The 24,625-nt window shown below is 56.5% G+C and carries 17 protein-coding genes; 5 read left to right on the top strand and 12 right to left on the bottom strand.

Features of this window, described 5'->3' with window-relative positions:
* Positions 1-32: 32 nt before the first annotated feature.
* Complete coding sequence (locus tag AAF465_00415; GenBank protein MEM7081190.1) at positions 33-959, bottom strand: arginine deiminase-related protein; 927 nt, start codon at positions 957-959, stop codon at positions 33-35.
* Between the two features lie 28 nt (positions 960-987).
* Positions 988-3,696 (bottom strand): serine/threonine-protein kinase, encoded by a 2,709-nt coding sequence (locus AAF465_00410; protein ID MEM7081189.1) that lies wholly within the window; start codon positions 3,694-3,696, stop codon positions 988-990.
* A 190-nt stretch (positions 3,697-3,886) separates the two neighbouring features.
* On the opposite strand from AAF465_00410, the gene AAF465_00405 reads away from it, so the two are divergent.
* Positions 3,887-4,282: a GFA family protein gene (locus AAF465_00405; GenBank protein ID MEM7081188.1), complete on the top strand. Its 396-nt coding sequence runs from the start codon at positions 3,887-3,889 to the stop codon at positions 4,280-4,282.
* A gap of 74 nt (positions 4,283-4,356) precedes the next feature.
* On the opposite strand, the gene AAF465_00400 is transcribed toward AAF465_00405, so the two are convergent.
* Positions 4,357-4,947 (bottom strand): tetratricopeptide repeat protein, encoded by a 591-nt coding sequence (locus AAF465_00400; protein ID MEM7081187.1) that lies wholly within the window; start codon positions 4,945-4,947, stop codon positions 4,357-4,359.
* A gap of 174 nt (positions 4,948-5,121) precedes the next feature.
* On the opposite strand from AAF465_00400, the gene AAF465_00395 reads away from it, so the two are divergent.
* Entirely contained in the window at positions 5,122-5,967 is an 846-nt protein-coding gene (locus AAF465_00395; GenBank protein ID MEM7081186.1) for a neutral zinc metallopeptidase, read from the top strand.
* 158 nt (positions 5,968-6,125) lie between these two features.
* Here the strand turns inward: AAF465_00395 and AAF465_00390 are convergent, their stop codons facing one another.
* The 7 genes from AAF465_00390 to fdhD all read right to left on the bottom strand — a co-directional run bounded on the left by AAF465_00390 (position 6,126) and on the right by fdhD (position 16,056).
* Entirely contained in the window at positions 6,126-8,012 is a 1,887-nt protein-coding gene (locus AAF465_00390) for an ATP-binding cassette domain-containing protein (protein ID MEM7081185.1), read from the bottom strand.
* A 232-nt stretch (positions 8,013-8,244) separates the two neighbouring features.
* Positions 8,245-9,936 carry a prephenate dehydrogenase/arogenate dehydrogenase family protein gene (locus AAF465_00385; protein ID MEM7081184.1) on the bottom strand — a complete coding sequence of 564 codons (1,692 nt, stop codon included), beginning with the start codon at positions 9,934-9,936 and terminating at the stop codon, positions 8,245-8,247.
* Between the two features lie 116 nt (positions 9,937-10,052).
* Positions 10,053-10,277 (bottom strand): formate dehydrogenase subunit delta, encoded by a 225-nt coding sequence (locus AAF465_00380; protein ID MEM7081183.1) that lies wholly within the window; start codon positions 10,275-10,277, stop codon positions 10,053-10,055.
* A gap of 2 nt (positions 10,278-10,279) precedes the next feature.
* Entirely contained in the window at positions 10,280-13,147 is a 2,868-nt protein-coding gene (gene fdhF / locus AAF465_00375) for a formate dehydrogenase subunit alpha (GenBank protein ID MEM7081182.1), read from the bottom strand.
* Positions 13,147-14,685, bottom strand: a complete 1,539-nt coding sequence (locus AAF465_00370; protein MEM7081181.1) for an NADH-ubiquinone oxidoreductase-F iron-sulfur binding region domain-containing protein — start codon at positions 14,683-14,685, stop codon at positions 13,147-13,149. The genes fdhF and AAF465_00370 overlap by 1 nt, the downstream gene beginning before the upstream one ends.
* Before the next feature lie 35 nt (positions 14,686-14,720).
* Positions 14,721-15,194 (bottom strand): formate dehydrogenase subunit gamma, encoded by a 474-nt coding sequence (locus AAF465_00365; protein MEM7081180.1) that lies wholly within the window; start codon positions 15,192-15,194, stop codon positions 14,721-14,723.
* A 13-nt stretch (positions 15,195-15,207) separates the two neighbouring features.
* Positions 15,208-16,056 carry a formate dehydrogenase accessory sulfurtransferase FdhD gene (gene fdhD / locus AAF465_00360; GenBank protein ID MEM7081179.1) on the bottom strand — a complete coding sequence of 283 codons (849 nt, stop codon included), beginning with the start codon at positions 16,054-16,056 and terminating at the stop codon, positions 15,208-15,210.
* 116 nt (positions 16,057-16,172) lie between these two features.
* Between fdhD and AAF465_00355 the strand changes: the two genes are divergently transcribed.
* Positions 16,173-18,053, top strand: coding sequence for a Na+/H+ antiporter NhaC family protein (locus tag AAF465_00355; protein MEM7081178.1), 1,881 nt, complete (start codon positions 16,173-16,175; stop codon positions 18,051-18,053).
* Between the two features lie 9 nt (positions 18,054-18,062).
* On the opposite strand, the gene AAF465_00350 is transcribed toward AAF465_00355, so the two are convergent.
* Both AAF465_00350 and AAF465_00345 read right to left on the bottom strand, forming a co-directional pair.
* Positions 18,063-18,581 (bottom strand): GNAT family N-acetyltransferase, encoded by a 519-nt coding sequence (locus tag AAF465_00350; GenBank protein MEM7081177.1) that lies wholly within the window; start codon positions 18,579-18,581, stop codon positions 18,063-18,065.
* 4 nt (positions 18,582-18,585) lie between these two features.
* Positions 18,586-19,167 (bottom strand): nitroreductase, encoded by a 582-nt coding sequence (locus AAF465_00345; protein ID MEM7081176.1) that lies wholly within the window; start codon positions 19,165-19,167, stop codon positions 18,586-18,588.
* Positions 19,168-19,318: 151 nt separating this feature from the next.
* On the opposite strand from AAF465_00345, the gene AAF465_00340 reads away from it, so the two are divergent.
* Together AAF465_00340 and AAF465_00335 are read left to right on the top strand one after the other, a co-directional pair.
* A complete protein-coding gene (locus AAF465_00340; protein MEM7081175.1) occupies positions 19,319-21,277 on the top strand; it encodes a bifunctional diguanylate cyclase/phosphodiesterase in 1,959 nt (652 codons plus the stop codon).
* The gene (locus tag AAF465_00335; GenBank protein MEM7081174.1) at positions 21,274-24,600 is read left to right on the top strand and encodes a two-component regulator propeller domain-containing protein; all 3,327 of its coding nucleotides are present in this window, start codon (positions 21,274-21,276) and stop codon (positions 24,598-24,600) included. The genes AAF465_00340 and AAF465_00335 overlap by 4 nt, the downstream gene beginning before the upstream one ends.
* Positions 24,601-24,625: the final 25 nt, after the last annotated feature.

Here is a 24,625-nt window from a genome sequence, read left to right as displayed (position 1 = left end):
CAAACAATGAACGTGCCGAGCGGTCGCGCCGACTACGGCAAAAAGATTTCCGCTAGCATACACCGAATCCCGCCGCCGGCGGCATCCTCGATGCCGTCGACCCGACATTGAACGAGATTGGCATGGGTCTCGAGCGCGGAAATTTGCGACGCCGTCAAGCTGGCATAGGCGCGCGACGACATGACCAGCAGACGCGCATCGGTTGAGGCGCGCACTTCGAGCATGTTGCCCGCAAATTGCGCGACCTGTGCATAGGAAATATCGATAATCTGGCGGTGCTGCGACAGCGCGTCCACCACCTGCGCGCGCTCGCGCTCATCGCGAATCGACTCAAGACACACGACCGCGTAGCCAGTACCCACGCACATCATCACATTGGTGTGGTAAATCGCTGTTCCGCTCTGTGAGAACGCGTCGAACAACACGGGCGTGTAGTCGAAGTGCCGGCAAAAATGCCGTAGCACGGTCTCGTCCGTGCGGGCGGAGCGACACGCGTACGCCACCCGATGCTGGCGATCGAGCACGAGACTACCGGTGCCCTCCAGGTATTTTTGTGTGTGTTCAAAATCAGACCAATCCAGCACGTGTCGAATGGTTTTTTTGTGCTCGATTCGAAGAATGTCGAGCACGTCCAGACGTCGCTCACCGCGACGGCTCTCCGGCTGCATGGGATAGAGCACGCACGAACCGTCGGCATGGGTGGTCAACCAGTTGTTCGGAAAAAGCGCATCGGGGGTTTGCGGCGATTCGGTGTCTTCCACCACCACCACTTGAACCCCCGCCTCTCGCAGCGTTGCGGCGGCGCCGTCGAATTCGGCCTGCGCCATGTCGAGCGCATCCACATCCGCGGCGATAGCGTGTTGAAACTCATTGGTTTTCGCCGTTTCGGGGTTGGAATAGAAGCACGCCGGGCGCACCATGAGGACGCAGGGCGCGCTTTGTAAAGAGTGTGAGGTCATCGAGACTCCGCCGGGTAATGAGGTAACGCTAACGACTACCCAGCGTGTTGCGCAGCGCCGCATAGTCTTCATCGGGAGCGCCATTCTCCCATGCGGCGTACAAATTCACTACCCGATCGAGCGCCTCAAGCGTATAGCGATCACTGTCGCCGCGTGCGGCGCGAATATCGCTAAACGCCGGTACCAGCTCTGCCTCGGCCTCCAGAAACTCGCCCAAACCGACTAATGCGGCACCGTGGACGCTGCGCGCTGACGCCACCCGCCAATGTGCCGGACCCAGCGCGAGCTGTAGCGCGGTAATCGCCGCCCGGCTTTCTCGCAAGGCCGACGAATAGTCGCCCTTGGCATTGAGTGCCGCGGCGAGATTGGTCTGCGTAATACCGACATTGGGATGATCTTCGCCTTGTACGAGCTGCCGCACTTGTAGAGCTTCTCGATAGGCCTGTTCCGCCGCGTCGGTATCACCGCGGGCGAGCAGCACCAAGGCGAGATTATTGAGTCCGGTCGCGACCGCGACCGACGTATTTCCGAACACGGCTCGACGCATGGCGAGCGATTCTCGGAACAAGGGCTCCGCCCTGGCCACGTCGTTTTGCCGCCAATACAAAGACGCGAGATTATTGAGAGACACCGCTGTTTGAGAATGCGGCTTATCGCCATACAACGTACGCCGCATATCCAGCGCCTGCTCGTAATATTGCGCGGCTTCAATATGACTACCCTGCTTGGCCGCCACCGCGCCCAGATTCGACAGCACCGTCGCAATATTTGGATGCACGTCGCCTAAGCTCTCACGCCACACGCGCAAAGCCTCATGAAAGTCTACCGCCGCTTCATCTAGACGATTTTGACGTAGTTTGACGCCACCCAGGTCACTCAGCGTGTCGGCATAGTCACTCGTGTCGGTTAGCCCTAGCCGTTGATAAAGCATGAGGCTTTCTTGGAACAGGCTCTGCGCTTTTTCGAAGTTACCTTCCCGAAACCAAGCCATGCCAAGCTTGGCAAGATTAACCGCGTAGTCGGGGTGATCGCTGCCAAGCTCCGACGCGATGATCTCAAGCGCGCGCTCATGCGCGGCCTTCGCCTCGTCATAGCGCCCGGTACGCCAGAGCACCTCACCCAGCTCTTGCTGTGCGGCGGCCACCTCGAGATGGTTCGGCCCATACGCCTGTTCGGCCAACGTCACCGCGCGTCTCAACAACGGCTCGGCGTCATCGTAGAGAGCAAGGTTTTCAAATGCGCGTCCCATCGTTTGCAGGAGCTCACTTTGAATCGCCGGTTCATCATCAAGCTGTTGATCGATGCGCGCGGCACCTTGACGCAATAGATCACTAGCCGACACCTGACGACCCAGCGCCGCCTCCGGATCGCTGGCCGTGAAGATACTCACCACAAACTCTTTGGCGCTCTCGGCGGTACGTTGTTTATCCACCGCTACGCGCTCTGCTTGGGTAGCGCGCACCAGACCGATTGTGGCCATTGTGATGCCGGCCAGCAGTGCCGCCACGGTCACTCCGGCGGCCAACACAGTCTTGCGATTGCGCTTGATAAATCGGCTAACCAGATACGCCGCGCTCGGGGGACGCGCTGTCACGGGCCGAGCCTGAAGAAAGTGTTGGATATCGAGCGTAAGGGCGTTGACGGTTTGGTAGCGACGAGAAGGCTCGACATCCATCGCGCGCAACGTGATCCAGTCAAGGTCGCCTTCAATATGCTTGAGCAACGCGCTTAAACTCAGACGACGAGTTTGTGCCAGGCTTTCGCCTTGATCGTCTCGTTTGAGTTTGGCGCTGGGTCGTGTGGTTGCGCCCGCTTCGATCGACTTGCGAATGGCGTCGCTGCCAATTTTGTCGATTTCGTAAGGCAGCAGTCCGGTCAACAATTGAAACAGAACCACGCCGAGCGAGTACACATCGGTGCGCGTATCAATGTCGTGCACGTGACCCGAGGCCTGTTCAGGACTCATGTGGGTCGGTGTACCCATCACCACCCCATAGCGCGTTTCCGTTGGGTCGTCGTTGAGTGTTGCATCGAGTGCCTTAGCGATACCGAAGTCGATAACTTTCACAAGTGGCTCACCATCTTGCTCGCTAACCAGTATGTTCGACGGCTTGAGGTCGCGGTGCACAACACCCTTTTGGTGCGCGTGCTGTACCGCCGCGCACACATCGCAAAACAGACTTAAACGCGCTTTTATCGACAGTCGATGTTCGTCACAGTAATCGGTGAGGGGTTCGCCAGACACCAGCTCCATGACAAAATACGGCAGACCCGCCGACGTCGTGCCACCGTCAAAAATCTTGGCGATGTTGACGTGGTCCATCACCGCCAACGCTTGACGCTCAGACTCGAATCGATTGATCACGTCGCGCGTGTCCATGCCAGGGCGAATCAACTTAAGCGCCACGCGACGATTAACCGGCTCGTGCTGCTGGGCGGCGTACACCACGCTCATGCCACCCTCCCCAATCTCGTCGAGTATTTTATAGGGCCCTATATGCTCGGGCATCTGCTCTCTGGCGAACTTGCCCGCAGCATCGTGAATCGCACGCGCGACAATATGGGTTTGTTCGGCTTCAGACAGATCATCGCCCGCCGCCAGCAAGCGCTCGACTTGTTCACGAAGGTCAGGGTTGTGCGCGCACTGCTCATCGAGAAAGCGCTCACGCTCCTCGCCATCGAGGTCACACGCACCAAAAAAGATCGCGGTGAGTTGTTCACCGTCTGAAGCGTTCATGCCAACACACCTGCCACCGGGGTGTTATTGCGCCGAAATGGGCGTCCTCAAAATATAGACTTTTCCGATCGCAACCTCCACCCATCGCGGTGAAACGGGGCATTCTTCGCTCCGCTCGCACGGCAAGAGCGGAATAAACACGCTACCATGCGCATTCGAGGCGCCAATACTATGAGGAGGATAGATCGACATGTTACTGCACGCCGCCTGCCACTGCCGCGCTGTTCGTGTTGAAGTGCGTGTCAAACCGCCGCTTGAGGCGATTCGATGCAATTGCTCCATTTGCACCAAGACCGGATTTTTGCATGTCATCACACCAGCCTCCGCCTTTCGTTTAGTGGCCGGCGAGGAATCGCTCTCGTGCTACACCTTTAACTCCGGCATTGCGAAGCACTATTTTTGTTCGGTATGCGGAGCACGCCCATTCTATATTCCGCGCTCTAATCCCGATGGCTATTCGGTAAACGCACGCTGTCTGGACACTATTCCCGATGACATGGTGATTCGCGATTTCGATGGGCAGAACTGGGAGCAACATGCCGACACGTTGGTGCATTTGAGTCGGGACACCGTCGGCGGAAAGTAAAACCATCGAGGCGGAATGTCGACGATACCTCGCCGCTATCGCGAAAACGTCGCGTCTGTAATCCGCAACGCGGCTTAAGGCGACTGTTTTAGCCGCACACGAGCCAGCATTTTTTTAGCCCGAATCCATTGCGGCGCGAGGTTCAATGCGCGCGCATAATCAGCACCCGCCGCCTCGTATTCCTCAAGATACTCGTAGGCAAGACCGCGATTCAGGTAGCCGACATGCTGGCGTCGCTTCATGAGCGGAATACCCTTGGTGTACTCCGAAACGGCCTCGCGATAACGCGCCTGGTGCATATAGATATTGGCAATATTGATGCGGGTTTCACCTCGGTTCTCTGCCAACTGTAACGCGTCGTCGTACGACCGACGTGCAGCGGCATGATCACCTGCAGCCATTTCGAGAATTCCGCGATTAACCAACGCCGCTGCCCGATCGCTTTTGGTGATCCGGTCTTGAGCAAGAAAGCGCGTGCATGCCGCGACATCGTCTTTCGAAGCAACATGAGTCGAAACCGCCAGTTCGGCAGCACGATAGCAAGTCTTACCACCATTGTCGCCAATGACCTGAACGGACTGCGCCTCAACCGCAGGCGCTAACGCAATGGACAGCCACCACACACCGAGCGCGTGACGAAAAGGAACATTACGATGCGTGTACATGCCCTCTTTTTATCCAATCAGAGGCGGAGCGTCAAAAATCGTGAACCCAAGCCAGGTAAGCGCCTGATTTGTTGTCTCTGTTCGCCCATTGCTAGGGGCAACTTACGAAATAGGGGTATACTTTACCCGCACACGATGTGGCGCAAATCATCACAAACAGCGAGAGGGCACGCGATGCGGTGGGAACGGGGACGCAGGAGTAAAAACATTGACGATCGACGCGGACAGCGCGTCAAACGCAGTGCCGGCCTCGGCGGTGGGGCAATAATTATGGCGCTGGTTGCGATTTTTCTTTTAAACAAAGATCCAGCGACAGTCATGCAGGACATGGGGCGTCAACAAACCTCGACTTCGTCTTCTGGCGCCATCCAACAAAGCGCGCAAGAAAAAGAAGTGAGCGATTTTGTGTCGGTTGTACTGGCCGACACGGAAGACGTTTGGGATCAAGTGTTCGCCAACGCTGGTCAGCGTTACCCCCGCCCTACGTTAGTTCTCTATCGAAACACAACCCCCACCGCCTGCGGCACCGGCAAAGCAGCGAGCGGGCCATTTTATTGCCCGGCCGACCAACGGGTGTATCTTGATTTGAGCTTTCTCAATCAACTGCAGCGCATGGGCGCGAGCGGTGACTTCGCACTGGCCTATGTCGTGGCACACGAAGTGGGCCATCACGTCCAAACGGTAACGGGCATTTCAAATCGTGTCCGCGCCGCGCAAGCCCAGGCGCGCAGTCAGGCCGAGAGCAATCAAATCCAGGTGCGCATGGAGTTACAGGCCGACTGCTATGCCGGCATGTGGGCACGGCATGCGCACGAACAGCGACAGGTGCTCGAAGAGGGAGATATCGAAGAAGGCCTTCGTGCGGCGGCCGCTGTCGGTGACGATCACATCCAAAAAATGGCCGGCCGCCGGGTCGTTGAAGAAGCGTTTACTCACGGCTCATCCGAAGAACGGATGTACTGGTTTCGGCGCGGGCTTGAAACTGGCGATGTCGGCGCCTGCGACACGTTCTCGTCGTGATGCTGTCGCGCCGAGCCTGACCCACACCGCATTAACGGTCATCGGTGGATCGCTGCGGCCTTCGCTTGCGCGCCGTCAGGCAAGAGCGCATTGGCTCTACCGCCGCTGACCTCGCCCCTCAATACAGAACAGCGCATGCGTGTGCAGCGTCCCGGCGCTCACATATCGTCCAACTCAATCCAACGTTCCGTGGCGTCGTTAAGCGCCGTCTCGGCGGCCGTCAAACGATCAAGCACGCTTTGCATCTGCTCATAGTCTTGCTCATAAAAACCCGCCGCCAGCGTCTGGCGACGCAGCGTTTCGACCTCCTCTTCGAGACTCGAAATCGTCTCCGGCAGAGCATTTAACTCGCGCTGCAGCTTGTACGTTAGTTTGGTTCGCGCAGGCTTCTCATTTCGTCTCGCGGTGTCGGACTCCTTCTTGCGCTGGGCGGCCTGCTGCTCGTCTTTGATCAACAGTTTCTTGTTTCGTCTATGCCAGTCGCTGTAACCCCCCACGTACTGTTCGACTTTGCCCTCTTCCTCAAAGACCAACACGGACGTGACGACATTATCCAAAAACTGTCGATCATGACTCACAATAATCAGTGTGCCGTCGTAGTTCACAAGCTGCTCTTCCAACACCTCGAGCATCTCGACATCCAGGTCATTAGTGGGCTCGTCGAGCACTAACAAGTTGGCCGGACGGGTGAGCAGTTTTGCCAGCAGTACTCGATTGCGTTCACCGCCGCTCAACGCGCGTATGGGCGTCATTGAACGCTTGGGCGAGAACATGAAGTTCTTCAAGTAGCCAATCACATGCGTTTGCTTACTGCCCAACGTGATGTAGTCTTTGCCTTCGCCAATATAGCGCACGATCGTCTGATCGCCGTCGAGTGTGCGTCGAATCTGATCGAAATAGGCGGTCTCAAGATGTGTACCGAGCTTGACAGAGCCTTCATCCGGTTCGATTTGACCAAGCAATATTCGCAGCAATGTGCTTTTGCCCACGCCATTATTCCCGATCAGCCCAATACGGTCTCCCCGCATGACTTTTAGCGAAAAACCTTTAATCAGCGTTTCGCCATGGTAACCGTGCGTGATGTTACGCGCGGTAATGACTTTCTTGCCCGACGCGCCCGCACCCTCGATGTGCATGCGAACTTTGCCAGCCCGCTTAATGCGCGCGGCGCGCTCTTCGCGCATTGCCTGTAGCGCCCGCACTCGACCCTCATTGCGCGTACGCCTTGCCTTAATGCCCTGCCGAATCCATGCCTCCTCCTGAGCGAGTTTTTTATCAAACAATTCGTTGTGCGCATCCTCGGTGGTATTGGCTTCATCGCGGTGCCGCAAGAATTTCTTGTAATCACCCGTCCAACTGATCAGTTGCCCGCGATCCAGCTCAACGATGCGTGTTGCCAGTTTTTGTAAAAACAAGCGATCATGAGTGATAAACACCACACTCCCGTCGTACGACTGAACGCGCCGTTCGAGCCATGAGATCGTGCTGATATCCAGGTGATTAGTTGGCTCGTCAAGCATCAATATGTGCGGTTTGGACACCAGCGCGCGTCCGAGCGCCACACGTCGCTGCCAGCCACCCGATAAATCACACAATCGCTTATCCGCTGGGAGCTCGAGCTGGGCGATCATGGTGTCCACTTGCTGACCGGGTTCCCAGCCACCCGCCGCTTCGATTTGTCGCTGAAGCGCTTCGAGCTCATTGAGCTGATTGGCACGTCCGGTGTCGGCAGATAACGCCTCGAACCGATCAATCAACTCTCTTTGCCGCGCCAGCCCTGTGGCCACCACGTCACGAGTTGTAAGCTCTGAGTACTCCGGCAGCTCCTGCCGCAGTTGACTGATCCGCACATCCGGTTGCCGATGAATCTCCCCATCATCGGTCTGATACTCACCGGTAATAAGCTTCATGAGCGTGGATTTGCCCGCCCCGTTGCGACCAATAAGACAAACGCGCTCGCCCTCCTCAAGCACGAAATTGGCCTGCCGAAAAATCACCTGCTCGCCAAAGGCGAGCGAAATGTCGTCCATCCGAATCAATGACATGGCGGAATTCTAAGGGCCGACCGTTGGCCGGTCCAGTGGCGGTGCTGGGAAACTTTGCGCGGCATCTCGACAGTGCACTGCAAACATGGCGACGAGTCGGAGATTCCAGGCTCTACCGAGCCAGCCCAACACACAATGCCGGAAAAAGTGCGCGCAAGCACGAGGAAGAAAGGTGGAAGTGGGTGCTCGCTACACGTTCTCAGCGTCGTTCACCCCTGCATCTGTCGTCGAGCTACTCGTTATAAAGCAGCTCTGCCAGCAGATCTTCTCCCAGTGCGTCTGAGTTGAACTGTATGCGTTGGAGCAACGCATCAAAGTCTTTGTTCTCAATCAGCGCGAGCAACTCATGCGCAATAGTCATGAATTGGCGAAGCATTTCCGGGCCTTGCTCGTTGTGCGCCTGAATATCCGCGAGTAATTTCGCATCCACCCTCAGGACGCGCGCCATCGTACGCAGCGACGCTCGCGAATTTGGCGAGCTGTAGGCCACCGTGCCCGATGGGTCGGCCACATGTTTAGACAGCACTTCCGCCAACACCAGCTTGGTAAAGTGCTCAAGATTCTGATGAAAAGCCATCTGCTGGTCGTGATTGGCTTCATCGGTATAGCTCAGCTGCGCACCGTATTTATAAAAAATGTGTTCAAATTCTTCAGCCAATTCGCCGGACTTGGCCGTGCGAGTAAACACGGTATTCCGCTTACGCAACGAGTCGACTTCTGGACCAAAGATGGTGTGCATACCCAGCACTTCAACGCCCTCTGGCACAGCGTCGAGAAGGGCATCCATCACCTGCCCCTTCACCGACGTGTTGTCGAGCACGAGCTGCCCAGGCTCCAGCCAAGCCGCCACGTCTCGCGCAACTTGAACCGAATGGGTGATCGGAACATTAAGCAATACCGCCTGCGATTGCTTGACGCACTGCTCGACGCTCAATTCGCTGTTAAGTCCCGATAACAACACCTCATAGCCTGCTTTTTCAAACAGCTCGCGAAACCAGGCTCCCATCTTGCCCGTACCGCCGACAATGCCGATTGTGCTGAGCTTGGGCGGGTTAAAGGGGCACCTGGGATAGCTACCGAACACCAAAATTTCGGCCAGATCATCGGCCAGTTTTCGGCGAAGTGCGTCGATGCAGTGTCGAACGGCGGCATCTTTCAGATGCCCTTCAATTTCTATATAAAATCGAAACGCACCGCGACGATCAGGGCGAGAGTGAATCGACGACAAACTCAGTCCGTGATCACGACTGATTACCGCGAGAATTTCTTCCAAAATACCGACGCGATCGCCTGGTGGATAAATAACACAGGCGGTGGCGTCACTGCCTGTTGCATTGGCCAAATCCGGATTGGGTGGCCCAAGCACTGCAAAGCGAGTTTTGTTGTCGCGTATATTGCCGATCTGCGTATCGAGTACCGTCAGACCGACTTGAGCGAACGCCGCCTCGCTGGCAATGGCGGCCAATGTCGGATCGTTCGCCGACATGACGCGTTCTGCCGCGAGGCTGGTGCTGTCCACTTCAATCAAGGTCGCATTGGGAAATACGCGCTCTAGATAATCCGAACACTGTTTGAGCGCCTGATCTTTGGAATAGACAGTCTGTATGCCATCACGTACCGCGTCGAGCGATACGCCGACGCCGCCCAACGCATGGGCGATCGGCATCACCAGCATATCGTGTATGCGTACCGAGTCGTGCCACGTGTAGAGTCCATCCTGCGTCTCGGTAACTGAGCCCTGCAGCATGTTCTCGATCGGCACCACACCATACTGGGCCTCGGCATTGCCCACCGCAGCAAACACTTGTTCGATCGACGCACACGACACCAAACGCGCGTCGCTAAAGCGTTTCTGTGCCGCCTGCTGGGTGTAGCTACCGGCCGGCCCTAAGTAGGCGACACGAAGAAGATCGGAGGAAGTCATGAGCGAAGCCTATCGAACTGCAGGTCAAAAGCAACCCAATCCCTGCAGTCGGCGTGATCGTCAGCCGGACTCACCACGGCGCTACGCGCGGCGGCGAATAGAATACCGACGATGGGTTAGGTCTCCACGCGTATGAGGCTTACCGCTCGCGTCACGACTTGGGTCAATTGCGCTTCTCCAGAATTGGCGTAGTCGATGATCTGCTGCTTCATGCGTGGATCCCAGAAACGTTGAATATGATCGGCAACTTTGGCGGCAACCACGTCGACATCGGGGGTAAAACTATTGTTATCGGCAATCTGCTGAGCCATGCGCACGAGCTTATCCACTCGAACAGTCATCGCTAGCGCACTTTTTGCTCAGCCATCGCCGAGCCCAGGTAGTCAATCTGCTGATCCGTAAACTTCTGGAAGTTGCGCTGCCATTCCGACGGCTGACTGACCGGATAGGCCTCTACCGCCGTCACTTTGTACTCAGGGCAATTGGTGGCCCAATCGGAATTATCCGTCGTCACCACATTAGCGCCCGAGTGCGGATGGTGGAAGGTGGTGTACACAACACCCGGCTGCACCTTGGTTGACATCACCGCACGCATTACGGTCTCTCCAGCGCGACTTTTGATGCCAACCCAGTCGCCTTCTTTGATACCGCGGGTCTCCGCATCAGCCGGATGCATTTCAAGCACGTCTTCGTCGTGATACTGCATGTTTGCTGTGCGGCGCGTTTGGGCGCCCACATTGTATTGCGACAGTATGCGACCCGTGGTCATCAGCAGTGGGTACTTGCGCGTCGAGCGTTCGGTGGTTTCGACAAACGGTGTGGGCGCAAAATAACCCTTGCCTCGCACAAACCCGTCGACATGCATGGTGGGTGTGCCCTCTGGCGCCGTCTCGTTGCAGGGCCATTGAATGCTGCCCAGCTCGTCCAACCGCGCGTAGCTAACGCCGGTAAATGTTGGGGTCAGACGCGCAATCTCATCCATAATTTCGCTTGGGTGGGTATAGGTCATGGGATAACCCATCGCGTTCGACAACGCCATCGTGATTTCCCAGTCGGCCAGGCCAGACCGTGGCTCCATCACCTTTCGCACGGGAGAAATACGTCGCTCTGCGTTGGTGAACGTACCGTCTTTTTCGAGGAATGAGGATCCCGGTAAAAATACATGCGCGAACTTGGCGGTTTCATTGAGAAACAGATCCTGCACGATGACACACTCCATCGATGACAGCGCTTTGTGTACATGCTGAGTATCGGGGTCGGATTGCGCCATGTCTTCGCCCTGAATGTACAGCGCTTTGAAACTGCCCTCGACAGCCGCATCGAACATATTGGGAATCCGATAGCCCGGTTCGGGATCGAGATTAACGCCCCACTCACGCTCAAACAGTCGACGCGAATCCACATCGGAAAGATGGCGATAGCCCGGCAGTTCGTGCGGGAATGAGCCCATGTCGCACGAGCCCTGTACGTTGTTTTGTCCGCGCATGGGATTTACGCCAACCCCTTCGCGACCTACATTACCGGTGAGCATGGCAAGATTGGCAATCCCCATCACCATCGTGGAGCCTTGACTGTGCTCGGTGACTCCCAGTCCGTAGTAAATAGCACCGTTAGGTACACTGGCGAACGTCACCGCCGCGGCCCGCACGTCGCTTGCCGGTACGCCGGTAAAGGCCTCCAGGTGCTCGGGTGAATTTTCCTCGCGCATAATAAATTCACGCCAGATATCAAAGGCCTCGTCTTCGCAGAGCTCGGCGATAAAGGCGCGATCTTCTAGACCCGCATCAATCACCGCATGCGCCAGCGCGTTAATGATGGCCACGTTAGTGCCCGGCTTGAGCTGCAGGTGGTGATGGGCTTTGGCGTGCGGACTGCTCACCAGATCGATCTGGCGTGGATCAACCACGATGACCTTGGCACCTTGTCGAATGCGACGTTTCATTTGCGAACCAAACACCGGATGCGCATCGGTAGGATTGGACCCGATGACCATTATCGCGTCCGACTTCATTACCGAATCGAAGGCCTGGGTGCCCGCCGATTCGCCAAGGGTGGTTTTCAGGCCATAGCCGGTAGGTGAATGACAGACGCGGGCGCAGGTATCGACGTTGTTATTACCAAAGCCCGCCCGAATAAACTTCTGCACGAGATAGGTTTCTTCGTTACTGCAGCGAGACGAGGTAATGCCACCCACCGATCGTCGCCCATATTTTTTCTGAATATGCTTGAGTCGATTGGTGGTAAATTCGATGGCCGTTTCCCAATCAACCTGTTGCCATGGCTCATGAATCGACTCACGAATCATGGGCGTTGTAATGCGATCAGGATGATTGGAATAACCAAATGCAAAGCGTCCCTTCACACACGAGTGCCCGTGATTGGCATGCCCATCGCGGTTGGGCACCATGCGAACAAGCTGATCGCCTTGCATTTCGGCCCGAAACGAACAGCCGACGCCGCAATAGGCGCACGTGGTAATGGTGGCGTTTTCAGGTTGGCCCATTTCAATGACTGACTTTTCCATGAGCGTTGCGGTCGGACACGCCTTGACGCACGCCCCACACGATACACATTCGGAATCAGCGAAGTTATCGTTCTGACTGGCGGCGATCCGAGACACGAACCCACGACCGTCCACGGTCAGCGCAAACGTGCCCTGCACTTCCTCACATGCACGCACGCAGCGGGAACAGACGATGCACTTACTAGGGTCGTAGTCAAAGTAGGCGCCCGATCGATCCGCTTCGTCATTAATATGATTGGCGCCGTCGTAACCGTAGCGCACTTCGCGCAGCCCCACGGCACCGGCCATGTCCTGAAGTTCACAGTCGCCGTTGGCTGAACAGGTTAGGCAGTCGAGCGGGTGGTCGCTGATGTAGAGTTCCATCACGTTGCGACGCAGACGCGCAATATCCGAATTGTGCGTGTTGACCACCATGCCCTCGGCCACTTCGGTTGTGCACGATGCTGGAAAGCCTTTGCGTCCTTCAATTTGGACCAAACACAGCCGGCAGGAGCCAAACGGCTCAAGATCTTCACTGGCACACAGCTTAGGGATGCTGACGCCATTCATCGCGGCTGCGCGCATGACCGACGTGCCCTCTGGCACCGTCACTTCCGCACCATCGATCGTGAGCGTGACAAACGTCGACGCCAACACCTCTGGCGTGCCGTAGTCGTGTTCAGGTTCTGCCCGTTTCCAGCTAGCCATTAGAGCTCTTCCTCAAAGTGGTCCATAACGCTCAGCACCGGAAACGGCGCCATGCCGCCCAGCGCACACAGCGAACCATCGACCATTGTATTACACAAATCCCGCAGCAAAATGCGATGTGCGTCAACCTCTTCGCCACGTCGTATTTTGTCAATCACTTCCGTACCCCGCACCGCACCAATGCGGCAAGGTGTGCATTTGCCACATGACTCGATCGCGCAAAATTCCATCGAAAACCGCGCCATCTCGCCCATGTCCGCCGTGTCGTCAAACACCACCATCCCGCCATGACCGATCATGGCACCACGCGCAGCAAAGGCTTCGTAGTCCAGCGGCATATCAAAATGGGCAGGCGGCACAAATGCGCCTAACGGGCCACCAATTTGCACGGCTTTGACCGGTCGCCCAGTCAACGTGCCGCCACCGAACTGCTCAATCACGTCACGCAGTGCTGTGCCAAACGGCACCTCAAATAGGCCCCCTTTCTTGACGTTGCCAGCGAGCTGTACCGTGAGTGTTCCGCGGGATCGCTCAACGCCGAGGGCATGATAACTATCCGCACCGAGTCGCACGATTTCAGGCATTGATACCAAACTCACCACATTATTGATGAGCGTCGGCTTACCAAATAGTCCCTCGATCGCCGGCAGCGGCGGCTTAAACCGCACAAGGCCGCGTTTGCCCTCTAAGCTTTCGAGCAGAGAGGTTTCCTCGCCGCAAATATACGCACCGGCTGCCTTGCGCACTTCGAGATCAAACTGTTTGCCCGAAGCCATCACGTTTTCGCCCAACAGCTGGTGCTCATAGGCCGTTGCCAGCGCCTTGTTCAATAAAGTGATGGCTTGCGGGTATTCGGATCGCACATAGATGTAACCCTGAGTGGCACCACACGCCACACCCGCAATCGTCATACCCTCGATGAGCAAGAACGGATCGCCTTCCATAATAATGCGATCCGCAAACGTGCCGGAGTCGCCCTCGTCCGCATTGCAGACGATGTACTTTTGCGTGTCGTTTTGCGCCGCCACAGTGCGCATTTTGATACCCGTTGGAAACGCGGCGCCACCACGACCACGAAGGCCCGAATTCGCAATTTCTTCGACGATATCGTCACTGTTCATTGACAGCGCGCGCTGCAGGCCCTCGTAGCCGTGGTGCGCACGATACTGCGCCAATGACAGCGGGTCGGTAACGCCCACTCGCGAATAGGTATGGCGAAGCTGGCCGGCGAATTCGGGCACCTCATCGAGCAACCCAAGATAGGCCGGGTGCTCGGTATTGAGTTCACCCTTTGGCGAGATCACTGTCGACACCGCGCGCACATCGCCGGGGTCAAGCGGACCAAACGCGACACGCCCCGCGTCGGTGTCGAACTCGATCATCGGTTCAAGCCAGAACAGACCGCGCGTGCCGGTTCGCGTGAGCGACACCGATGTACCGTGTTGAACGGCGGATGCTTGCAGCAACGCGGCCACCTCGTCGGCGCCAATCGAGCGACTGGTTGTATCAAGTGAGATGTAAGCAGACAGTGTCGTCATGTCATTTCGCCCGAGGGAAACTTGAGTCCCAGTGTTCAGTCAGTTGCGCTGAGGTCATCGATCAGCGCGTCGAGTCGTCCGGATGTCACCCGACCGACCACCTGCTCATCGAGCATCACCGCGGGCGCACAGGCACAGTTGCCGAGACAATAAATCGGCTCGAGCGTGACGCTCCCGTCCGTTGTCGTTTCATGCCAATCGATGCCGAGTCGTTCTTTGGCATGCTGCTCCAAAGCGCGCCCACCGACCGACTGACACGCTTCCGAACGACACACAAACAAGGTGCGACGACCGGGCGGCGTGCGGCGAAAATGATGATAGAAACTGATTACACCGTGCACTTCAGCGCGAGATAGATTAAGCGCTTTAGCCACCACGGGCACCGATTCCTCAGGCACATAGCCAAGCTGATCCTGCAGGCGATGCAAGATAGGCAGTAGCCCACCCGGCAGAAACTGCATGGACTCCACGATGATAGCTGTACGCTGTTTTATCTGCTCCGGTGTCATGTTGGTTCTCGGGTCAGCGATCAAACATAATGCGCTCAGGACCGGAGTAGACATTAAACCCCGAACCGCGCAGGAACCCCACCAGTGTCATGTTGTTTGCTTCCGCGCACTCTATTGCAAGCGACGACGGCGCGCCTACCGCCGCCACAATCGGCACTCCAGCCATCAAACTCTTCTGTAACAGCTCGAAACTCGCCCGGCCACTGAGCAATACCGCACATTCCGACAGAGGCAGGGCCCGCTCCCCCAGGGCGTGTCCTATGAGTTTATCCAGGGCATTATGACGCCCGACATCCTCCCGCACTGCCAGCAAATCACCGGCGCGATCGAGCAATCCCGAGGCGTGGATCCCCCCGGTGGAATCAAACAGAGACTGTGTGGCGCGCAGTTTCGCTGGGGCATCAATGAGCGCAGCATCGGTCAACATCGGTCGTGGCGCCGGAATGGTGAATCGAGTTTCCACATCGAGCGCCTCGAGCGAGCTTTTGCCGCACACGCCACAACTGGACGTCGTGTAAAAATTGCGCATGAGCTTGCCGACATCGACCGTGACGCCCTCCGCGAGGGTTACTTTGACCACATTGCGCAGGCCGCTGGCGTTGGGCGGACCGCAGTGCTCAGCGTGCGCGATGTCCGACGCGTCACGCACAATACCTTCGGTGAACAAAAAGCCGGCAGCGAGTTCCGCATCATTCCCGGGCGTACGCATCGTGATCGAGATACTGCGCTCGGTCCACTTACCGTCCACTTGATGGCGAAGGCGTACTTCCATCGGCTCTTCGGTTGCCACGTGGTCGTTATCGATCGCGCAGTCAGCTTCACGACGACGCGTGATCGCCACGGATTTCATTGAGTGAGGCATGGCTCTTCACACTGTTCCCATAACACTTCTCCAGTGTATCAGCCTGCAGCGCTGCCGCGTGTGAATCTGAGACGCTTAACGCCCCACAGGCGGCGCGGGCACGCAAGCGTGATAGCATGGGGCTTTGTCTAACAGCGGCGGAGAACAAGGTGGCGACAATCGTGCGGGGAATGTATGCGCTGATGTTCAGTTTGTGCGTGGCGGCCAGCGCTCACGCGTTGACCATCGATTCACCAAAGGTTGCGCTCAAAGAGGTCGGCAGTGAAATTACGATTTCTGGCGTTGAACCTGGCAGCGCCATCACCCTGATCGTCGACGACAAACCGCGGGTGCAGACAGCCGATGACAACGGCAAAACCACCTTCGGTGACGTGCTCGCCAACCACTCGATTGTGGCGCAAAGTGCGACGGGCGAAAACCAAACGCTCCGACTCATCCCAGGCTGGCTGTCGATACTGCCGCCACTCATCGCCATTTTGTTGGCACTAGTGTTTCGCAGTGTCATCCCGGCGCTGTTTTTCGGCATCTGGATTGGTGCAGCAACATTGATCGGTTTTGGCCCAAAGGGTTTGTTTCAAGGCCTGCTCAACGCGTTTGAGCACTATGTGACTGAGGCACTCGCCGACCGCTCGCACGCGCAAATCATGTTGTTCACATTCATGATCGGCGGCATGGTAGGCATCGTTTCGCGCTCGGGGGGCATGGCTGCGATTGTGCAGTCAGTTATTCGCAAAGCGAAAACCGCGATATCGGGTCAGGTCGCGGTCTGGGCCATGGGCCTGGTGATCTTCTTCGACGACTACAGCAACACGCTGGTGGTCGGCAATACCGCCCGCCCCATCACAGACCGTCTCAATATCTCACGGGAAAAGCTTGCGTATATCGTCGACTCAACTTCCGCGCCGGTAGCAACGGTGGCCCTGATCACAACCTGGATCGGCTATCAGCTTGGACTGATCAAAGAGTCTGTGGATCAGCTACCGCAATACAATGAAGCGGCTTACAGTATTTTTCTCAACTCGTTGGCGTACAGCTTCTATCCGTTTTTCGCGCTGCTGTTCGTGCTCGCGGTAGCCGTTACGGGCCGCGACTTTGGTCCCATGCTGAAAGCCGAACGCCGGGCGCGGGCGGGCAACGTCAAAACCACGATGATCGAAGGATCCGTCGCGGCTGAAGGCGATGAGATAGAAGCCAAGCCGGGCGTCGAGCCACGCGCGATAATTGCGATCGTACCGATACTCGTGCTCATCGGCGGATTGCTTATCGGGCTATATGTAACGGGCAAGAGTGACACCACTGAATCACTGCGGGACATCGTCGGCAACGCAGATTCCTATAAAGCGCTAATGTGGGCGTCAATCTGTAGCGTGCTGGCGGCTGCTTTTCTTGCCATGGGCTATCGCGTACTGAATGTGCATGAAACCGTGGACGCTTGGTACCGGGGCGTGCGCGCCATGCTGTTGGCGATGACGGTTCTGGTGCTGGCGTGGGCACTTTCAAACGTCACCAACGATCTGAGTACGGCCGCGTATCTAGTATCGAAACTCGAGGAGACGCTACCACTTGCCCTGGTGCCCGCAACGATCTTTATCGTATCGGCCCTCACCGCGTTCTCAACCGGCACGAGTTGGGGCACGATGGGCATTTTGATGCCCCTGATCATACCGCTGGCATGGGCCATTATGACGGTCAACGGCGCGGACAATCCGGCGGGCTATCACATCATCTATTCAGCCGTTTCTTGCAATCTTGCCGGTGCCGTGTGGGGTGACCACTGCTCGCCGATTTCCGACACCACGGTGCTCTCCTCAACCGCCAGCGGCTGCGACCACATCGAACACGTACGCACACAGATCCCCTACGCCATGCTGGTCGGTGTCGTCGCGATCAGTGTGGGCACCATCCCTACTGGTTTCGGCTTACCTTGGTGGATTTCGATGCTCGCGGGCATGGCGCTGCTGCTCGTGGCCTTACGCGTGTTTGGCCGCCGCGCTTAGCAACGTCGACTAGAGCGTTAGCTGCATGATGAAGTCGGTCTGTTGCTCGGCGCCCATCATAAACGGGTGCTCACCGACACGCTCAAAACCGAAACGCTCATAGAAGGCCACTGCGTCGAGGTTGTGCTCCCACACGCCCAACCACAACACATCGTGCTGTTGTGCACGACTGGTTTCAATGGCGGCATCGAGCAGCATCTGTCCGATACCCGTACCGAGCACGCTCTGCTCAACATAGATTCGATGAAGCTCGGCAGGTGATGCCGCCGCTACGCACGCGGGCACTTCCCCCTGACGAATTTTGGCGTAACCCACCAGCATGCTGTCGCGTTCAGCGACGAAAAAAACAGAGTCCTCGTCGAGCAATTCGACGGCGATTTGTGACGGACTAAACGCGCTTTTGACATAGGCGCGAATGTTCTGGGGTTCGTTGAATTTCTCAAACGCGTCCAAGAAGGTCTGCTTGGCCAAACGTGCGAGTGAATCCGTATCGGCTGTGCTGGCCATTCGCGTAACGATATTCGACATACAATCAGTCCATAATCGTCGTGATGTCGATCGCCGCTTTGCGCTTCTGTGTGGGTTGATTCAACGGATAGCCGATGCGCAAAATCCCAACGATATATTCGGCCTCCACATCGAGTCCCAGCGCCTCTGCGTACTGCGTGCCGTGCGCCATAGAACCGGTGCACCATTTCATACCGACACCCAGCTCCCATAGATACAGCGCCATGTTGTGGATGGCACAGCATGTCGCAGCGTAATCCTCTTTTTCAACAATGGCATTATCCGAAAAACGACTGGTGACCACGACCCACGCTGGTACGTTTTGGGCGCGCTTCGCCTTGCGACGACCCATCTCCTCGCCTTTGGCTTCGGTCGCACGTGCACGGACGCATTCGATGGTGGTCGAGATCGCCTCCGGGCCAAGCACATAAAAATGCCAGGGTTCTGTGAGGTGATGATTGGGCGCCCAACGGGCCACTTCAATCGCCTCGAGCAGCAACGCTCGATCGACCGGTTTGTCGGCAAATCGACCCAAAGTGCGGCGCCCACGCAACAATGCGGCAACGCGATCCGCATCCGGAATGGACGCGCCAGATTGATTGGACATAACGATCATTCTCTCGGGCTGGTGAGGCTGCAATTTTACATAGATTGGCGCAGCAGCTCCATGCTGGGCCAAACGCCATCCGAAGACATGCCAACCAGTCCTCAAATTTGTCCTAAGCGGTATCGGAAAAGACGATTTTGGGAACTGTTCGATGGTTGGCGCTGCCGACACACCGTATCTTTCCATAAATCATTTTAGCGCCACCGCTGAGGCGCGAGTCATCAAAGTCGAGACTCAGCGTATTATGGAAAGAAAACCCACCAACGAACTCATCCGCCTGACTGACAGGGACGCGGAGGCAACAAGCGAGATCCTTCCTGAGGATTCGCTTGGCGTGGTCTTGCTCGCCGGTTTTACGCCTGTGGAAACCGACTGGGCGCGCAAGTGGCTGACTCGAGAATCGCTCACGTGTGTGAGCATCCAGAACACCGAAGAAGCGGCGCGCTACTGCGTCGACACACCGCCTTCTGCGTTGATCTGTCCAGCCAGCGTCTACTGTAACGATGGCCGGCATCTGTACGAGTACATCTCAGAAGAAATCCCCTACAGCAAAATTGATTGCATGACGATTGTGTCGAATGAACGCGAAATCCAGCACGCGCTCGACAGCAACGTCGCCGATGTCATTCGCAAGCCGGTCAATTGGAACGTGGCCAGTCGACGCCTCGCAGCAGTCGTCGAGCTTGCGGCCATTAAGCGCGAACTGCTCGACACCAAAGTGCGCATCCAGGAAGAACAGCGCCGTACGCTGGACGTCAAACAGCATCTGTCGCAACTCGAAGCCGTTGATCCGCTGACCCAGCTACCCACCGCGCACAAGTTTCGCCACTTAATTGCCGGCGCCATGAGTCAAGCAGCCGAGCTGTTGGTCTTTCATATTGGAGTCGAGCGCTTTCACCTGATCAACGATACACATGGGCGGGAAGTGGGCAATCGTGTATTAGCGCAACTTGGCGAACGCCTGCGTTTGATGGTGCTCAAGTCAGATCTCTACGCACCCAACGTACCCAGCACACTTGCCGCATGTGCGGCGAAACTTGACGGTGTGCGTTTCGCGCTGATGGTGCCGCACGATGGGAGCGAAAACCACCTCACAAAAGTCCGCAAGTTAGTGACTGCCGAGCTCGCCAAACCGATTGCATTGAGCGACATCAATATCTACCTGTCCACCAGCATTGGTGCTGCCGTTTCCCCACAACACGGACGCGGCGCAAACGAATTAATGCGCAGCGCGGAACGCGCGATGAGCGACGTCAAGCGCAAAGGTGGCGGTTTTGCGTTTCATTATAAAGAGGGCCAGATTTCTAGCGCGCGGCAGCTGCAGCTCGATGCCTGGATGCGCGAAGCGATCAAACGCGATGAATTGCAAGTCGCTTATCAACCTCTGGTCAACATGTGGAACAACCAGATTGTGGGCGCCGAAGCCTTATTGCGTTGGACCCGCGAAGACGGCACCGTCATCTCGCCCGGCGAGTTTGTGCCGGTCGCAGAGATGAACGGCAGCATCGTTGAGATCGGCGATTACGTTATCGAACAATCCTGCGCTGCCTTGCGCTATTGGATGGATCAGACCGGAACGGCCCTGCGTATGGCCATCAACCTGTCGATCACGCAGCTCAGACGCGGCAACGTCGTGCGCACCCTCGAGCGTTCGCTCGTCGAACATGGCCTTGATGCGGCTCAGCTCGAAATGGAAATATCCGAGCGCGGAAATATCGGTAGCGATCAGCGTATTGTGCGGCAGTTGCACGAACTCAAGGCGATCGGTGTGCGCCTGTCATTGGATGACTTCGGCACGGGCGACACGGCGATCGATTACCTGAAAAAACTGCCCATCGATATTCTCAAACTTGACCGTTCATACGTATCAGGAGCGCTGGAGAACGGCGCCGATTCGGTCATCACCTCTGCACTCATATCGCTCGCTCGCAACATGAATCTCACCGTGATTGCCGAAGGCATCGAATCGAAAGAGCAGTACGAACTATTGCGGTCTTGGAAATGCCATCTGTACCAGGGCTTCTACTGTTCACCCGCCATCTCACGAGATGCGTTTTTAGAACTGTACAACTCAACCTCAAAACCCGTCCTACAGGAACTTCGTTCATGAAGAACATATTCTCTTCCCTCTCGGATTCACGACGACACCGGCAATGCGTGCGTCGTACATTCGCGTTGTTGGCGACCACCCTTTGTCTGCAGGTTTTCGCGGAAGTCGGCAACCCAATGCGCTTCGGACACTTGGGAATGGGCGAAGGACTGTCTCAAAGTACCGTGAACGCGATGCTTCAAGATCAAACGGGGTTCTTGTGGTTTGGTACCGAGAACGGACTCAATCGATATGATGGCAATCGCGTGCACCAGTACAAACGCGACCCCGGCAATCCCAACTCGTTGGGCGCCGACTTTATTTGGGACATGACCGAAGATGCCCACGGGAACCTGTGGATCGGCACGAATGGCGGTGGTGTCGCCCGCTGGAATGCGACCACCGATGATTTCACGTCGTTCCGCCACGACCCGGAGGACGTCAACAGCATTTCGAAGGATATCGTCAGAGCGGTAACCTACACCACGGACGGTTCAGTATGGGTCGGCACCAGTGGCGCCGGCCTCGATCGGCTCAACCCAGCGACGGGTATTACCGAACATTATCGACACGACGCCGCGGACCCCAACTCACTGGCCAGCGACGAAGTGTACGAACTGATGCAAGACAGTCGCGGCATCATTTGGATCTCAACCAATAATGGTTTGAGTCGTTTCGATCCCATTACGCGCACATTCGAAAATTTCCGTAACGAAGCCGGCAATAATCAGTCGCTCAGCAGCAACAAAGTGCGCGCCATTTTTGAAGACAGACAAGGCATGCTCTGGTTTGGCACGCGTAACTCAGGGCTAAACCGGTTTGATCGTGAGTCCGGAACGTTTGCTCGTTTCCAGCATGATGCCGAGGATGACCGTACCCTCAGCCACAACGGTGTGCGCAGCATTTTTGAGGACGACGCAGGTCGCCTCTGGATTGGCACGAACAAAGGTCTGAACCTGTTTGATCGACAGCGCAACCGCTTTTTTCATTACAAACATGATCGATCCGATCCAGGCAGCCTGAGCGATTCGTACATTATGTCGTTGTACCAAGACCGGTCGGGCATATTATGGGTCGGGACGCGCAACAAGGGCGCCAGTAAATGGAACCCCAGGAGCTGGGGATTCGGCCATTTCTCCCCTGACCGACTGAGTTTCGGCAACGTGACTTCATTTGCTGAAGATCGCAGTAAAACCTTATGGGTAGGCACCTTTGGGGGTGGCCTAAACAAAATCAATCGCGCCACAGGCGACGTTGCGTTCCTGACGAAAGAAGCCGACACGGCACCGATTATTTCGGACAACCACATTATGTCGATGCTCATTACCGCCCGCAACGAGCTGTGGCTCGGCACAATGGTAGCGGGTGTCGATCGAGTTAATCTGGACACTGGCGAAGTGACCAACTTCCGACATGACCCGAATGACCCGGCAAGCCTATCGAGCAACGGCATCATGACGTTATTCGAAGACCGCGAGGGCAACATCTGGATCGGTACGTTTGGCGGCGGCGCCAACCGCATGGCGAGCGACGGCACAATCACCCGATTTCCATTTGGTCAGTCGGTCAATGAAGGACTCGCCAGTGCCCGCGCGACCGCGTTCGCGCAGGATCGTCACGGTCACATCTGGATCGGCACGGACGGCGGCGGGCTCAGCATCTATGACCCAGAGAACGGCTATTTCCACAACTATCGACACAATCAGAAAGACCCGACGTCTATCAGTGCGGACACCATCTATGCGATTCACCGCGACATCAATGGTGTCATGTGGGTCGGCACCCAGGGTGGCGGTCTGACCCGCGCCATCGGCAATCTGGCTTACCCCGAAAGACTCGGTTTTGAACAGTTTATTCCGACCAGCGGCCCGACCATCAACAATGTCGTTTACGGCATTGAGTCTGACACCGATGGCGACCTGTGGATGTCGACTAACTACGGCATTACCCAATATTCGTCCGCCACCAACAAAGTCGCCAACTTTCATCGCAGTCACGGTCTGCAAAGTGAAGAATTTAACTTTGGTGCCCACTACCGCAGCCCTACCGGCCAGCTGTTTTTCGGCGGCGCCAACGGGTTCAACGCGTTTTACCCATCCGATCTTGGCATCAACACCACGCCTCCAACAGTAGTGCTGACGCAAGTATCGCTGCTCAATAAACCGATCGATAACGGAAAGCCACATTGGCTGACCCGAACCCTCGACCTAAGCCATCAAGACGATGTGCTCTCGATCGAATACAGCGCGTTGGATTTTGCCGATCCATCGCAAAACCGTTTCGCCTACAAACTCGAAGGGTTCGATCCCGAGTGGATTGAAGCAGGGAATAAACGTCACGTTACGTACACCAACCTGGATGCGGGCGATTATCGCTTCATGGTCCGCGCCGCCAACAACGACGGCGTGTGGCAAACGGATGAAATGTCGTTAACGCTGAGCACTTCTCCAGCGCCTTGGAACAGCCCAGTCGCGTACTTCGTTTATCTCATGATACTGATGGGGGCCGCGGCTCTGGCGTGGTCGATCCACCAAAAGCAGTTACAGCGCGAAGCCAGCTATCGTCGTCGACTCGAAAAAGACGTACAGGAACGCACGCGCGAGTTGGCGGCACGTAATGGCGAGCTTAAGCAGCTCAATCAACGCTTCTTACAAGCCAGCATCACCGATCCACTCACAGGATTGCGCAACCGTCGCTTTGTCTTCGAAGAAATTGCCAAAGACATCGACGTTGTACGTCGACGCTATCAATCCAATCCCGGCGCGCGACCACTGGCTGATTCGTCACCTGAACAGTCAGACTTCATCTTTATGATGATCGACCTTGACAACTTTAAGCCGGTGAATGACACCTGCGGCCATAGCGCCGGCGATGAAATGCTGCTGCAAATTCGTGACCTTCTGCAATCGTGCTGCCGCTCATCGGACGTGGTCATTCGATGGGGCGGTGACGAGTTTCTGGTCATCGGTCGCTACTCAGACTTGCGTCAGGGTGAAGTACTCGCCGAGCGTATTCGCGCAGCCATGGAAAACGCGGTGTTTTCGGTGGGTAATGGCCAAGCAACCCGCAGCACAGCATCGATCGGTATTACCGGCTTTCCGTTTTGCCGCACCAGACCCGACCTGATGGACTGGGAACAACTCTTGAGCCTGGCTGACACCGCGATGTATCGCGCCAAAGCGACTCGCAATGCTTGGGTATCCATCGCATCTACAGAACAGAGCGCGACCGTGATTAATCCGTTCTACAGTTTCCGCGATCACACCGACGCAATGGTTGAGCAAGGCATGCTTGAAATTCGTCATTCCGATGACGCCAACAGTGAGGCCCGACGAGAGGCCTGATTCTCAGTGCGGTACACTCTTGGGA

The sequence above is a fragment of the Pseudomonadota bacterium genome (assembly GCA_039028935.1).
In the GTDB taxonomy this organism is placed as follows: Bacteria; Pseudomonadota; Gammaproteobacteria; order Steroidobacterales; family SZUA-146; genus SZUA-146.
Note: the sequence above shows the minus strand (reverse complement) of the source record. Positions and strands in the feature narration are given on the sequence as shown.